A 13,634-nucleotide genomic window follows, 5' to 3' on the forward strand; every position below is an offset into this window, starting at 1 on the left:
CAACTCGCCGAGGTCTGGCAGACGGACGCCGGGCAGTGCGTCGAGAAGGTCGGCCTGGGCGGCGCGGATGTTCTGCGCGGGAGCCTCGGGGCCGGCGCCAAGAGTGCGGCGGGTGGTCACGGTGATCATCGTAAGGGAGGCCCTTGGCCGGAGCGTAGCGGGAAGCTTGGCGCCGTACGGTGGGCACGCCGCCAGGCTCACTTGAGCAACGGGCCGTCCGGCAGGTGGTTACGGCCCCTTCCACCCCGCCGGGGATCGGCAAGGCCGAGGCCAGCCGGGGTCATTGGCGCTCCTGGTTCTTCCCCGTACGCGGCGATCCACTCGGGTAGACGTCCTGTGGGCCCTGCTCCGAGACAACCGCCCCTTCACCGCCACCTCACCTATAGCCACAGCCGAAGCAGCTTGACCCCGTCAGGACTCCGACCGACCTTCGCATCATTCCAACTGCGTGTCAGACTGCTGTTTATGACTCACAGCCGAAAGGGCAATGCCGCGTAGGCGCCCCTCACGCTTGCGGGCGGACAACAGGCGCTTCGCCGCGCATCGCAGCTACTCGAAGATCGGTCGACTGTCCGGCCCAGCTCAGGCACAGGTCATCCAGTTGGAGCGGACACGCCTCCAGCCCGGCCTGATCCAGCAGGCTCTCTCCCGTTGGGCTGCCATCGCAAGGGCACCGAAAGATCAGCTCCCACCGCCGTTCAGCGACCGCTGCGGCGTACCGGACTGCTGTCCCGAACCGGCGGACGAGCGAGATCTCCTCGAACTCGCGATCTGTGCTCTCCCCAAGAAGAGCTCACGGGAGCTCCGCAACATCGTGCAGCCTCTCGATACGAAGATCCTTGAACGTCCCGACGCAGTGCCATCCGGCGACCCACCGCATCGTTGGTGGCAGTCCGCCTTCTGACCGGACCGTGCCACCTGCCGAAACACCAACAAATCACGTTGGCCAGGAACCTTCTACAGCAGGCACGAGATCGGCTCGCATCACGACCCGCCCCACGGACATTTCAAGATCACTTAGGGCTTGACTCGCTCTTTGAGACTCCGCCGACCTGCGGCGTAGGGTGCGGGAGTCTAGGGGGTGGGATGGGGTCTCTCACGATCACGTGGACGCTGCGCCATCAGGGCTGGGCGTACTGCACAGTGTGTGATGATCAAGGCGAGGCTGTAGCGATCGCCTCGGACATCACCAGAGGGCCGGAACAGTTCTTGCAGGCTGTTGCCGTGCTGCTGAGTGGTGCCGACGAAGCACAGGCCGAGTTCGAAGCAGAACCCCAAGTCTTTCGCTGGTTCTTCCGCCAGGTCGACTCGGAGGCACACATCCGTCTGGTGCTGGCCGACGACCATCAAGCGCCTGCGGACACAGGCACCCTACTTTGGCAAGGCCGTCACCCCATTGCGGCAGTTGGACGGTCCGCCGTGCATGCATTTGATCAGGTTGCCCACGAGTTGGGGGATGAGGGGTACGCGTCGAAGTGGGGCCGTCCGCTGCCACACGCCGAGCTTGAAGCCCTTCGTGCCGCTCTGCGCTCCTGACCTGGCCATTGAGACTCCACCAACCTCTGTTGCCGCCTGAGTGCCACTCGTCGTTCCTGGGTCGTCCGGTGATGACCAACGTTGACAGACAACACCGACCGGCACCGGCGTCAGTAGGTTGCGTCCAGGGATGTGGTGTACGGGTTCGACCTGATCCGGGGGTTTGCTCCGGCTTCTGGCTGATGCCCGCATAGATGAACGGCCACCGGCTGATCTTCGAGGTGTCGAAGCCCGAAGGAGACCAGCACGACCGCACCCGACAGTCTGCCCCTGCATGCCCTCGCCGAGGACAACCTCGCCGCGGCGAGTCCCGATCTGCTGCGCGCGATGGTCAAGACGTTCGCCGACGTACTCATGTCCGGCGCAGCCGACGCTCTCTGCAATGCCGAATACGGGCAGGTCAGCGACGAACGCGTGAACCACCGCAACGGCTACCGCCCACGCGAGTGGGACACCCGCGCAGGGACCGTCGAACTCGCCATTCCCAAGCTGCGCCAGGGCAGTTACTTCCCGCACTCACATCCTCGCAGACCACGGGCACCTTCTTCTGATCCAGCCTCAGATCACCCCAAGCCGATGGATACCCGAGACCAGTGCCAACCGCGCTTGCCGCTGATGCAAACGCAACGCGCGACGAGTCATGAGCTTGACCAGAGCAACTTGACAGGGAAGACCACCGCGTGCTGGGTGGCACCCGCCACCACCTTCATCACGACGTCGCCTCCGGCGGGCGTGTAGGCCTCACCAACCTTCGCGGACGCGCGCCCGGACTGGGGGCCTGATCGCGGACACCATGTTTCATGACAAGCTGTGCTTCCCACTGCCCGAACCCGGAGGTCACCGTGACTGCAGAGCCCGCACCGCAAGAAGGTTCGGAGCCGGCCGACATCGAGGAGCCCGCGCCGGCACCCGACGACGACGGACAGGATGACTTGAAACGCAAGTTCCGGGACGCCCTGGCGCGCAAGCGGGGCATGCAGGCGGACGCGGCCGCCCTCGCTGCGAACACCGACGCGTCGAAGATCCGCGGGGCGCACGGCCCGGCTGCGAGTCAGCGGTCGTTTCGGCGCAAGAGCGGCGGCTGAGTCCAAACGGCCGCCGGAGGGGACTCGCAGGGCACGGTCCGGCCGCCGTGCCGGCCCGCCAAGGTCCACCCTGGGGCGCCCGCTCACGACCCATCGGGTGAGGCCTTGCCGCGCAGGTTTGGCAAAGGCCGTAGCCAGGAATCGCTACGGCACCGGCAGGCGGCCCGCATTGAAGCTCCTGATCGGCCGTCATCTGCTCGGTGGTGGCCATCCGGTGCGGCACCGTCCTGCCCGGCGCCGCGCGTAGCGGCCACAGCAGCAGTCGGCCCCGACCAGACCACCGACCACGAAGGCCCGACCACGGTCACGAAGCGACAACGCCTCCGTGGGCCAGGCCGGAATCCCCTCCGACAACCCGGCCGACAACTGCCCGCGCCCTCTGCCGCACCTTCCTGTGAACCCGCAGGTCACCATGTCGGTCAGGCCGTGGTCGGGAGGCCGACATCCCCTCTACGCCCCCGGACCACGCCCCACAGCAGGAAGAACAAGGAAAGTGGGTGGGTGGGACAGTCCCGGGCGGCGGGCGAGGGGATCGGGCGCCGCCGGTGCTCCTCGCGCGTCGCCCGGGGCCGCCGCGCTGCGCCGCAGTCAGAGCGGCGGCGTCACGTGGGGACGTCGGAGGGGGAGAGGTCGGGGCGGGCGCGGTGCCAGCGTGCGGGGTGGCGCCATCGGCCGGAGGCGTCGCGGGCGACGTCGACGCCGACTTCCACCACCAGCTCGGGTCGCACCAGTGTGACGCTCAGCGTCTCCCTGGTGCCCCACCCGGCGGAGAAAGACCAGCCCGTCCAGGGATGGCCGCGCTGGGCCGGAGCGAGAAATCCGCCCACCGCAGCACCCGTTGCCCGGGCGAGAGTGGTGGTGCGGCCGACGTACTGAAGGCGGCCTTGGTCGTCGTACCTGCCGAGCAGCAGCGTGCGGGGAGCGGCCGGGGAGCCGGTGACGGCGCCGACGATCGCCTCGCTCGTCTCGCGGACCTTGTATTTCTGCCAGCCCCTCACCGAGGGCCGGCAGGCGTCGTCCAGCCTCTTGAAGACCGCCCCCTCCATCCCGACCGACGACCACGTCAGCCACTCGCGCACGACATCAGCCTCGGTGGTCGACGGGCCCAGCGCCCACGGCGCCGACAGCCGGCGGGCGGCGAACACAGACTCCAGCGCGGCCCTGCGCCGCCGGTACGGCCACCCGGTCGTGTCCGTAGTCAGGGACATCACCGCAACAGGTTGACTCTGGGCGGTCGATGGTCGGAGGTTTTGATTCCGGTTACTCCGTGGCTCCGTCGTCGCGCCGAGAACTCGGGAGCGCCCGGGGCCGGGTCCCCGGACAATGATCGTCATGACGTCCCTCCACTCCAACCCACTCTTCACCCGGCTCGCTGATGCCGAACGGATCCTCGTCGCGGGCGCGGGTGGCGGCTTCGACATCTACTCCGGCCTGCCGTTGGCTCTCTCCCTCCTGCATCAGGGCAAGCAGGTATATCTCGCGAACCTCTCCTTCAGTGCACTCGCCGGTCTCCCGATCGATGACTGGGTCGCCCCCGACCTGGCCGCCGTGACTCCCGACTCCGCTTTGCACCAGAGCTACTTCCCGGAGCGGACCCTCGCGCAGTGGCTGCGCCAGCACGGTTACCCGTTCACCGTGTACGCCTTCCCCCAGACCGGGGTGCGCCCGCTGCGCGCCGCCTACCAAGCACTGATCGAGCTGCACTGCGTCGACGCTGTGGTGCTGGTCGACGGCGGTACGGACATTCTGATGCGCGGCGATGAAGCCGGGCTCGGCACTCCAGAGGAAGACCTGACGAGCGTGGCGGCGCTGGCCGCGCTGGACGGCGTACCGACGCGGCTCGTCGTGTCGGTCGGCTTCGGTGTAGACGCGTACCACGGCGTAAACCATGTGCAGGTATTGGAGAATATCGCCGCGCTGGAGCGCGACGGTGCGTACCTCGGTGCGTTCTCGATACCGCGGGCCACCCGTGAGGGCGCTCTCTACCTTGACGCGGTGACGCACGCTCAGCACCACACCCCGGAGCACCCCAGCATCGTGAACGGTTCCATCGCGGCGGCCGTGCGCGGCTCGTTCGGCGATGTCCGGTTCACTGACCGCACCCGGGGCAGCGAGTTGTTCGTGAACCCGCTGATGTCCCTGTACTTCGCCTTCGACCTCCCAGGCCTGGCAGCCCGCTGCCTCTACCTGGATCGGATCGAGGACACTCACCTGATGCGCCAAGTCCACTCGCGGATTGCCGAGTTCCGCGAATCCATGGTCACTCGCCCACCCCGCCGCTTCCCGCACTAACCTCGCCTTTCAGTTGGGGTGCGGGTGGTCACCGTGTCGTGAACGCAAAAGTGCCTTCTGAGCAGGGACGGTGAGCTCTGCCAAGGGGTTCTGTGAGTCCAGGTGGCACTTTCTGCGTGAAGGGTGTTGTTTCCTCTCAGCAGACGCTGTCGACGCTGGTCCCAACCCTCATCCACTATCCCGTCTGACGGGGGATCCCCCCCCACAGCTACGCCCAGCACCTGCCAATCACCCACGGACTGGGTAGTGTTCGGCCACAGGCGCCTGGCAGCGTGGCCGCTCATGAACGCTGAGTCGTCCAATCGCTCCTGGCTTCGAGACTTCCATGGTGGCTACCTTCTTGAGGGATACACCCTGACACTGGTCCGCTTGCTCTCCCCACAAGACTCCTCGACCGCGTCGGTGCCGACCCGACCGGGGATTATGGCGGGTTCGAAGCGTTTGCAGCCCGAGACCGCGAGTTCCAGGAAGATCAGACGGACTGGGGCGACTTTATGTTCGTGGGCGTCACCCGCGTCCAGGGCAAGGACGCCGACTGGGTCCCCGCCTTGGAAATCAACGGCGGCATCGAGATCCAGACCGACTGCATGAAGGACGCCACCCGCGGCACCCGGGCCGTCTCCCACTTCCGCAGTCCTCACGCCATGACCCTGTTCTCCTGGTGGGAAGACGGCGAACTGCGCACTCGGTTCGAAGGTGCACAACAACGGGAGGGCACCACTCCCGACGAGCTCGTCGACCTCATGCTCCATGTGGGCTTCGACTTCGAAAAGGGCATATGCGACCTTGAGGAGTACGTCGCACTCGCCGATGTGCTCACCGGAGTCCACGTGACCGCGAGCATGCTCGAAAATGGCACATACTCCACGGGCATCGTCGAGGTTCCCGCCCAGGACTGGCCCAGTGTCATCGTCGACCTCACAGATGCCCACGGCACCCGCACCTACGCCGAGATCCCCAACCCCGCCCATGATCAGCGTTAGACTAGGCGTCCCGGTATTGGTCCCGGACCTCGGGGCGTTGCTGGAAGCCGGCTGACTTGTAGGTGGCGACGGCGCCGACATTGGAGCTCGGGGCGCAGACGATCGCGCTCGACGAGCCCAGCTCCTGGAGTGCGGCCGCGGCGGCGACGGTGATCGCCTCGCCGTAGCCGTGACGGCGATGTTCCCGGTGCACGCCCATCGGTTCGAGCAACCCGGGCCTACCCGGACCGGCCGACCACACCGTCACCGCCGCCACCGCGTTGCCCTGGTCGTCGTACGCGACCAGACACCGGGCGTCGGCGTACGGCAATCCGGCCGCCATCGCGTGCCAGCGCTCGTCCGTGAACCTCGACCCGTCGAACGCTGCCCGATGTACGGCGGCAAACACGTGCGCCTGCTCCGGGCCGACCACCTCGATCCGCACGCCTGGGTCCTTCACCGGCTCCGTGAACGCGGGCGTCATGCCGTGCCGTTGCGCGATGTGCCGTACGGCGTGCTTGTAGACGGTGTACGTGTCGCAGGCCTTCATCGCCGGCCCGTAAGGGAACGTGATCTCCAGCTGTCCGAGGGCGCCCTCGGTCTTGACCGATTCGACCGGTGTCCCGGCGCCGTGCAGTGCGTCCTGAAGGTGCTGGAAGAAGTCGGTGAGGGCCGGAGGATGGTTGGTCGAGGGCGTAGTCGAGGTTGTGGAAGGCCACGGGCTGAAGGCCCCGGTATCGGGCCGGGTGTGCCTGGAATGGGCTGCCCTGGTAGAACACGGCCTCGCTCTCCAGGCCGACGCGGATCTCCAGTCCGAGGGCCGTGAGCTTGTCAAGCTGCGTGCGGAGCATGTGGCGTGGGGCGATCTCGACGAACTCGCCGCGCTCGTCGGCGACGTCGGCGTGGATGAGGACGGCGCCAGGCAGGTAGGGCAGGACGCGGATGGTGTCGTGGCTGGGGATGACGGACAAGTCGCCGTACCCGTCGTCCCAGCCGGTGAGGTCGAAGCCCTCCAGGGGGGGCATGTCCACGTCGGTGGCCAGGATGTAGGCGCAGACCTCCGCCTTGGACGGCATCCGGTCCAGGAAGACGGAGGCGTTGAGACGCTTGCCCTTGAGCCGTCCCATCATGTCCGGGACGGCGAGCATCACCGTGGTGATCTCTCCGCTGTGCACGGCGGCGCGGAGCTCGTCGGGGGAGAGAAGCCCCGGCCGGTGTGGCGTCTGGCAGGACCGCTTGACCGTCTGGTCGCTCATCACACCACGTCCCCGGCAAGGGCGGTGTCTTCTGCTTCGCTGCCGAGGGTGGGGATCTGGTAGTCGCGCTTGCCCTTGGTGATCCACATGAGCCAGGCGAGGACCAGGACGACGGCCAGGGTGACGCCCGCGTAGTTGAACGACTCCGCGGTGATCGGCGAGGCCTGGGGCAGGCAGAACACCACGGTCAGAATGGGCACGTAGGTGACGGAGATCCAGCCGAGGGGTTTGCTCCAGCGGCCCAGGTGCCACGGCCCGGGCCGGAAGCGGTCACCGGCACGCAGGCGGAGATACACCGGGATCGCGTACGCGGGGGTGATCCCGATGACGTTGATCGCGGTGACGGCGGCGTACGCGGTCGGCGAGTACAGGCTCGGCAGCGCCAGGACCAGCGCGACGCTCACGGACAGCCACACCGCGGCGATGGGGGTGCGGTGGCTGACCCGTCGCCAGGTCGAGGAGAACGGCAGCGCCCCGTCACGCGAGAACGCGTACACCATGCGCGAGGCCGCGGCTGTCTCCGCATTGCCGTAGAACAGTTGTGCGACGATCACGACGAGCAGCAGCCCCTAGGCGACGCCCGTGCCCAGGACGTCGATGAAGATCTGCGCCGGAGGCACGCCCGTGCTGGTGCCCAGGGTGCCCGCGTAGCCTTGAACGGCGAACTGCATGCCCGCCAGGAGCACGAATCCGGCGATTCAGGAGTAGCCGATGCTGCGGACGATGCCGAGCGGGGCAGCTAGCTGTGCCCGGGTGGTCTCTTCCGACAGATGGGAGGAGGCGTCGTAGCCGCAGAACGTATACGCGGCCAGGAGACAGCCGAGGGGGGCCACGTAGACGGGGCTGGTGAAGCCGGTGCCGTTGGCGAAGTGACCGAACACGAAGCCGACACTCTGGTGCTGGGTCGGGGCGAGGGTGAGCGTCCCGGCGATCAGCAGGACACCGCCGACCTGCCACCACACCGAGATCGAGTTGAGGACGTTGACCAGGCGCACCCCGGCCGCGTTCAGGGCGCCGTGCAGCAGCAGGATGGCCGCGAAGATCCCGATCGTCGTTTCGGGCGTGGGTGCCAGGCCCCACTGCAAGTTGGCGAACGCTCCGACGAACAGCGCGCAGCCGTAGTCGATGCCGGCGATCGCACCGAGCAGGCCGAGCAGGTTGAGCCAGCCCGTCATCCATGCCCAGCGAGGGCCGCCGAGCCGGTCGGCCATGTAGTACAGGCCACCGGACGTGGGGTAGGCGGAGGTCACCTCGGCCAGGCAAGCCCCGAGCAGCATCGTCATGGCGCCGATGCCGACCCAGCCCCAGATCATGACGGCGGGGCCACCGGTGTTCAGGCCGTAGCCGAACAGGGTCATGCCGCCGGCCAGGATGCAGATCACGCTGAAGCTGATCGCGAAGTTCCCGAACCCGCCGATGCGGCGGGCCAGTTCGGGCCAGCACCCTCCACGGTCCCGGCGGCAGCATTTTTTCGGGCGGCGAGTGCCAGTGCACCCGATGATGAGGGAACCGCTCGTCCGCGTCGGTCTGCGCGAGCGCCAGGAAGCACACGTACGGCACGGGATCGGCCGGCCACCGATCCGCTGCGGCTTTGCACGCCGCGCCGGCAGCGTTGACCGCGCTGATCAGTTTCCGGCCGGAGAGTCCGCCGCGGTGGGCGTTGAGTACGCGGTGTGTCAGGACGCGGGCCCGCATCATCAGCGCGTCCGGGTCGGAAGGTTCCTCGGCGTACCAGGAGTCGATCACCTTGTTGCCGGCGGCTCCGGCGGCCAGGACCTGGCTGCGGGACGTACGCAGCGCCCAGTCCCCGTATGTGGCACGGAGCAGTCGTTTCGCTTCCAGGTATCGGTCTATTCGCAGGTCTTCGAGGGCGAGGCGCAGGCCTTCGTCCGGGCCGACAGCGTGAACGATCAGGTCCGTATCACTGGAGGCCATCGGTACACCCCCGCATCAGGCGAGGGGCTTCAGGCAGGAGGGGGTCCTGGCCTGGGGCGCGTAAGGGGGCCATGGGGGCGGTGTCCTCGAAATGGGAGTGGGAGCCGCCAGGTGACAGTCGACTTTCCGATTCTTGGGAGAGCCGGAGTGGATGACTGAGGCCTGACGGCCGATCAGGGGGTTTGGCGCACTGCCGGGGCGTTCAAACGGACACTTCCAGCGGCTTGATCAACGCCTGAACGATCTTTCCGGCCTCCGTAGGGGCGAAGGCGATCTTGGCTCCGAGCTGGCGCGCGATCCACAGGCCGCGGGGCTTTTCGCCCTCGGGCTTTCTGCGGCTTCCCCACGATCACTGTCGCAAGGCAGGACCGCTTCCGCTGCGACCTGGGGAAACGGCCCCAGAGGACAGGTGAGCGAAGAGCGTCACGATGCCCGCGCCGCCCCGATGTCGGGGATGGGCAGGTGAAGCCGGCGCCGAGCCCCGGTGTGCGGATCCACGGCGGGTACCGATAGATCGTGCCGCCCTTCGACCTTCCCGTTCCCCTGGCGCTGTGCCGTTCCGTCGATCACATCCTTGGCGACCCCCGCACCACCGCGATCGAGCCCAAGTTCGATGGATGGCGCTGCCAGGTCCTCGCTGGCGCGGGCTGGTTGTGGAGCCGCCACGGTACCGATCTGAGCACCTCGTTCGCGGACATCGCCCAGGCGTCGCGCGCCCTGCCGGACTGCGTCCTGTACTGCGAGCTGGTGGCCGTCCTCGACAGCGGCGAGCCGGCGTTCGGAAAGCTGCAGTCCCGCTCCGGACGCGGCCCCCGGCCGGGCGAGGGCTTCACAGTCCACCTGGCCGCCTTCGACGTCCTGGCAGTCGGCGACATGGACTGGCGGCCCGAAGCCGTACTCGGAGCGCCGCGGGAGCTGCTGGACCTGCTGGAGGGCGGACCGCCCGCGATCCGCCCGGTCCCGGTCACCAGCAGCGTCGCGACGGCCCTGGACTGGGTGGGCGCCCTGGGCGGAGTGGAGGGCGTCGTGATGAAGCCGAACCGGCCCTACGTCGCCGAACCGGCCCTACGTCGCGGGGCGCGGCTCGGGGTGGCTGAAGTGGAGGCAGATGCACACCAGCGAGGCCGTGGTCCTGGGGGTGAGCGGCCATACTCCCGCAACGCAGTGCCTCATCCTCGGCCTGCCGCACCGCGGAGGCCAGATGCGAGCCGTGGGAGTGAGCCTCCCCCTCGGCCAGGCGGTACGCCACGAGCTGCTCCCGCTGCTGCGGCCGGCCGGGGACACGGAGGCGGAGCTGCCCGGGACCGTGGGCGGGCTGCCCGGCGCCGATCCGGTGTACTACCGGCCGGTGATCCCCGACGTGGTCGTGGAGATCGAGGCCGACCAGACAGGCCCCCGCGAGTTCGGGCGGTTCCGGCACCGCCCCCGCGTGCTGCGCGTCCGCGGCGACCTCACGGCCGACAACCTGCCCTCGGCTCCCTGAGCCGCGGGGCCGGCGGCTCCGTTCGTGAGTGCGCGGTCACCGCACCAGGCGGCAGGTGCGCCAGTCTCACCCATCGGGTCACGGCAGCCGAGCGTAGGGAAAACGGCGCCACCCTCCCGAAGCGACAGCCCGACTTCGGAACAGCGTTTCTCCGACAGCCAGGCTGACCTGCACTTCACCCGCACGGAGGAACCGCCGCCGGTGTCCGCGAATCGTTCGAATCCCGCCGACGGCTGTCACCTCGGGTCGGCCGGTACCGTCCGGCGATCGGCCGTCCTCAGGTGACCTCGCCGAGATCCTCATTGAGCCGTGCCACGGCTTCAACGCTCGACGGCCGACTCGCGACAAGCCGGGCCAGGTGTGCTTCAAGGGCCTCGAGTTGCTCGGGCCCCATATGCGCCGCCCAGCGCTCGCGCACATCGTCGAAGAGTGAGGCGCCGAGCGTCATCATGTCGTGGCCGCGGTCGGTGACCCGCAGCCGTTTGAGGCGGCCGTCGCTCGGGTCGGGCTCCCGCTCGACGTATCCGAGCTTCTCCAGTGCGGCGATCGTCCTGGCAGCGCCCTGTTTGGAGACCGAGAGCCGGCGGCCGAGCTCCGAGGCCGTGTCCGCTCCCTCGTCGATGGCGCGCAGGGCGAACTCATGCGATGCGCGCACGCCCGGGTGCCCGCGGTGCGCCAGTTCGCCGTGCACGTCGTCCACCATCGACTGGAAGCCGCCGAGAAGCAGCAGCGCGAGTTCAGCGCCCGGTGAACGTGCCATGCGACGAAGCATACGAGAAACGAAGGTCGACAACCATGTTGTCGACCTGTAGATTGACAACATGGTTGTCGATCAAATCTAGGAGAACGATGGACCCCCTTACCGGCGGCGCCACCATCCCGGGCGTCGAACACCACCATGTCAGCCTGAACGGGACCGAACTGCACTACATATCGGCCGGGACCGTCGGCTCTCCCGTCATGCTGGTCCACGGCTTCCCCGAGACCTGGTGGGTCTTCCGCAAGCTGATCCCCCTACTCAGCGAGCACCACCGCGTATTCGCCCCCGACCTTCGCGGCTTCGGCGACTCCGCCACCGCGACCACAGCGCACGACAGTGAGACCGCGGCCCAGGACTTGAGTGAACTGATCGCGCGGCTCGACGCGGGCCCCGTCCACCTCACGGGCCAGGACATCAGCGGCCCCACCACGTTCCGCGTCACCGCCACACGCCCCGACCTCGTGCGAAGCTATGCGGCGATCGAGACCGGGCTGCCCGGGTTCGGTGTCGAAACGCTCGCGGACGTCGCCCACGGCGGCGCCTGGCACATCGGCGTGCTCGCCGCCCCGGGCATCCCCGAAATGCTGCTCGCCGGACGAGAACGGGCATTCCTCGCGCAGTACGCGATCCCGTCGCTCTGCGTGGCCCCTGACGCGTTCACCGACGACGACATCGACGAACTCGCCCGCTCCTACGCGCGACCCGACGCGTTCAACGGCGCGGCCGGACTGTATCGATCGATGCTCCGCGAAGGCGACGAAATCCGCCAACTGGCATCCCGGAAACTCACCACGCCCGTGCTCGCCGTCGGCGGCAGATCGGGAGAGTTCACCCCGGCGACCCTGCGCCAGGTCGCCGAGGACGTCAGCGCACTCTCCCTTGACGGGATCGGCCACTATGCGGCGATGGAAGCCCCCGACAGGCTCGCAGACGGCCTCCTGTCCTTCTACGAGAAACTCGACAACCTGGGGTAACGCGGGCCGGTCCACGATCACGGACACCCGACCGTGAGGTTGATCCCCGGGGGTGGACACCGGGTTTCACGCGACGGGTGACCGCGTACGTGACGTGATCAATTGCTGTTCGTATTCGGCCGGCGTGAGGTAGCCGAGGGCGGAGTGGCGGCGGCGCCGGTTGTAGTACGACAGCCACCTGAACGGCTCCAGCCGGGTCTGCGCCTTCGAGGTCCAGCGCCTTCCGTGCAGCAACTCGCGCTTGAGGCCCTGGAAGAACGATTCGGCGAGGGCGTTGTCGTCACTTGAGCCGACGCGGCCCTTGCTGCGGCGGATGCCGTGCCGACGGCGGACCTCGGCGAAGGCGGCCGATCCATAAGGCGCGCCCCTGTCCGTGTGAAAGATGACGCCGTGGACCAGGCCGCCGGGGGCGGCCACGGCCATCTCGAGCGCGTCGGTGACCAGCGAGGTGCGCATGTGGTCCGCGATCGACCAGCCGATCACGCGCCGCGAGCGGATGTCGATGACCGTGGCGAGATACAGCCAGGGCGAGCCGACGGCGACGTACGTGATGGCGCCGCACCACTTGGTGTTGAGCACGTCCGCCGTGAAGTCACGCATCACCAGGTCCGGCACAGGCGGGGCCGTCGTGTCCTGAATGGTCGTGCGCCTCTTGCGCCGCAGGTGCCGTCCGACGATGCGGTTGATCCTCATCAGCCTGCTCACGCGCTTACGGTTGATCTTTCTCCCGCGGGAGCGGAGTTCGGCATGGACGCGCGGGGCGCCATAGGCGCGACGGCTCGTTCGGTGCGGGCGTCTGCAGTGGCCCGGTGCTGGTAGTAGCCGGAGCGGGAGACGCCCAGGGCCCGGCAGATCCGCTTCACGCCGAAGGCGGCGCGATTGGCGGAGATGAAGTCCCAGCGGCTGGGGCTCACTTCACCTCCCGGGCGACATAGGCGGCTGCCCGGCGCAGGATCTCGCGCTCCAGCTGCCACTCCTTCTCCGCCTTCAGCAGCCGGGCGTTCTCCGCCCGCAACCGGGCCAGTTCCGCAGCCGGACTCCCGCCGGCCTCGCGGCGCTCGGGCAGTGCCTGGGACTCGTTTTCCTTGCGGACCCACGTCCGCAGCGACTCGGCGGTGATGCCGAGGTCCGCCGCCCCCGCCGCGTATGTGCGCTTGCCGCCCGCGGCGCGGTAGAGCGCGACCGCGTCCTTCCTGAACTCCTCCGGATACGGAGACTTGCGTCCCACCTGGACATCCCTCCCTGGACCATCAAGATCCATTGTCAGGGTGTCCACTCCAAGGATCCCGGGCGAGGGCATCCGGGCTGCACAGACCGGTGCCCTCCATCGGCACGCACCCGGAGGAAGCTC

At 68.2% G+C, this 13,634-nt stretch carries 10 protein-coding genes and 5 pseudogenes; 9 read left to right on the forward strand and 6 right to left on the reverse strand.

What is annotated here, in order from left to right:
* The first annotated feature begins 1,086 nt into the window (after window positions 1–1,086).
* From KVT44_RS10335 to KVT44_RS10345, 3 genes are all read left to right on the forward strand, one after another.
* Window positions 1,087–1,536, forward strand: a complete 450-nt coding sequence (locus tag KVT44_RS10335; RefSeq protein WP_217566792.1) for a hypothetical protein — start codon at window positions 1,087–1,089, stop codon at window positions 1,534–1,536.
* A gap of 264 nt (window positions 1,537–1,800) precedes the next feature.
* On the forward strand, window positions 1,801–2,274 hold the full coding sequence (locus KVT44_RS59990; protein ID WP_302832041.1) for a transposase: 474 nt from the start codon (window positions 1,801–1,803) through the stop codon (window positions 2,272–2,274).
* A gap of 104 nt (window positions 2,275–2,378) precedes the next feature.
* A complete protein-coding gene (locus tag KVT44_RS10345; protein WP_190169434.1) occupies window positions 2,379–2,621 on the forward strand; it encodes a DUF5302 domain-containing protein in 243 nt (80 codons plus the stop codon).
* A gap of 602 nt (window positions 2,622–3,223) precedes the next feature.
* Here the strand turns inward: KVT44_RS10345 and KVT44_RS10350 are convergent.
* Window positions 3,224–3,829, reverse strand: coding sequence for an ATP-dependent DNA ligase (locus KVT44_RS10350; protein ID WP_254649235.1), 606 nt, complete (start codon window positions 3,827–3,829; stop codon window positions 3,224–3,226).
* A gap of 124 nt (window positions 3,830–3,953) precedes the next feature.
* Between KVT44_RS10350 and KVT44_RS10355 the strand changes: the two genes are divergently transcribed.
* Window positions 3,954–4,913: a DUF1152 domain-containing protein gene (locus tag KVT44_RS10355; RefSeq protein ID WP_217566794.1), complete on the forward strand. Its 960-nt coding sequence runs from the start codon at window positions 3,954–3,956 to the stop codon at window positions 4,911–4,913.
* A gap of 347 nt (window positions 4,914–5,260) precedes the next feature.
* The gene (locus KVT44_RS10360) at window positions 5,261–5,896 is read left to right on the forward strand and encodes a DUF6461 domain-containing protein (RefSeq protein ID WP_308313969.1); all 636 of its coding nucleotides are present in this window, start codon (window positions 5,261–5,263) and stop codon (window positions 5,894–5,896) included.
* A gap of 1 nt (window position 5,897) precedes the next feature.
* On the opposite strand, the pseudogene KVT44_RS57900 reads toward KVT44_RS10360, so the two are convergent.
* Window positions 5,898–6,341 (reverse strand): annotated as a pseudogene (locus KVT44_RS57900) (GNAT family N-acetyltransferase); the annotation flags it as partial.
* A gap of 63 nt (window positions 6,342–6,404) precedes the next feature.
* Window positions 6,405–6,512, reverse strand: a pseudogene (locus tag KVT44_RS57905) (hypothetical protein); the annotation flags it as partial.
* A gap of 46 nt (window positions 6,513–6,558) precedes the next feature.
* Here KVT44_RS57905 and KVT44_RS57910 point away from each other — a divergent pair.
* The gene (locus KVT44_RS57910; protein WP_254649282.1) at window positions 6,559–7,194 is read left to right on the forward strand and encodes a hypothetical protein; all 636 of its coding nucleotides are present in this window, start codon (window positions 6,559–6,561) and stop codon (window positions 7,192–7,194) included.
* Here KVT44_RS57910 and KVT44_RS10370 read toward each other — a convergent pair.
* Window positions 7,131–8,561 (reverse strand): annotated as a pseudogene (locus tag KVT44_RS10370) (amino acid permease). The gene KVT44_RS57910 and the pseudogene KVT44_RS10370 sit on opposite strands and share 64 nt — an antisense overlap.
* A 1,021-nt stretch (window positions 8,562–9,582) precedes the next feature.
* On the opposite strand from KVT44_RS10370, the pseudogene KVT44_RS61015 reads away from it, so the two are divergent.
* Both KVT44_RS61015 and KVT44_RS10375 read left to right on the forward strand, forming a co-directional pair.
* Window positions 9,583–9,984: pseudogene (locus tag KVT44_RS61015) on the forward strand (hypothetical protein); the annotation flags it as partial.
* 190 nt (window positions 9,985–10,174) lie between these two features.
* Window positions 10,175–10,549, forward strand: coding sequence for a hypothetical protein (locus KVT44_RS10375; protein ID WP_217566797.1), 375 nt, complete (start codon window positions 10,175–10,177; stop codon window positions 10,547–10,549).
* Window positions 10,550–10,826: 277 nt separating this feature from the next.
* Here KVT44_RS10375 and KVT44_RS10380 read toward each other — a convergent pair whose 3' ends face one another.
* A complete protein-coding gene (locus KVT44_RS10380; RefSeq protein WP_254649219.1) occupies window positions 10,827–11,309 on the reverse strand; it encodes a MarR family winged helix-turn-helix transcriptional regulator in 483 nt (160 codons plus the stop codon).
* 89 nt (window positions 11,310–11,398) lie between these two features.
* On the opposite strand from KVT44_RS10380, the gene KVT44_RS10385 reads away from it, so the two are divergent.
* Window positions 11,399–12,283 carry an alpha/beta fold hydrolase gene (locus KVT44_RS10385; protein WP_217566798.1) on the forward strand — a complete coding sequence of 295 codons (885 nt, stop codon included), beginning with the start codon at window positions 11,399–11,401 and terminating at the stop codon, window positions 12,281–12,283.
* A 66-nt stretch (window positions 12,284–12,349) separates the two neighbouring features.
* On the opposite strand, the pseudogene KVT44_RS10390 reads toward KVT44_RS10385, so the two are convergent.
* A pseudogene (locus tag KVT44_RS10390) lies at window positions 12,350–13,511 on the reverse strand (IS3 family transposase).
* Window positions 13,512–13,634: the final 123 nt, after the last annotated feature.

Source organism: Streptomyces sp. GbtcB7, from assembly GCF_019091445.1.
Lineage (GTDB): Bacteria > Actinomycetota > Actinomycetes > Streptomycetales > Streptomycetaceae > Streptomyces > Streptomyces mirabilis.

Bases quoted from the DNA above. Each gene is read 5' to 3' on its own strand.
- KVT44_RS10355 (WP_217566794.1), top strand. From the start codon at position 3,954: ATGACGTCCCTCCACTCCAACCCACTCTTCACCCGGCTCGCTGATGCC.
- KVT44_RS10385 (WP_217566798.1), top strand. From the start codon at position 11,399: ATGGACCCCCTTACCGGCGGCGCCACCATCCCGGGCGTCGAACACCAC.
- KVT44_RS10335 (WP_217566792.1), top strand. From the start codon at position 1,087: ATGGGGTCTCTCACGATCACGTGGACGCTGCGCCATCAGGGCTGGGCG.
- KVT44_RS10350 (WP_254649235.1), bottom strand. From the start codon at position 3,829: ATGTCCCTGACTACGGACACGACCGGGTGGCCGTACCGGCGGCGCAGG.
- KVT44_RS10375 (WP_217566797.1), top strand. From the start codon at position 10,175: ATGCACACCAGCGAGGCCGTGGTCCTGGGGGTGAGCGGCCATACTCCC.
- KVT44_RS10380 (WP_254649219.1), bottom strand. From the start codon at position 11,309: ATGGCACGTTCACCGGGCGCTGAACTCGCGCTGCTGCTTCTCGGCGGC.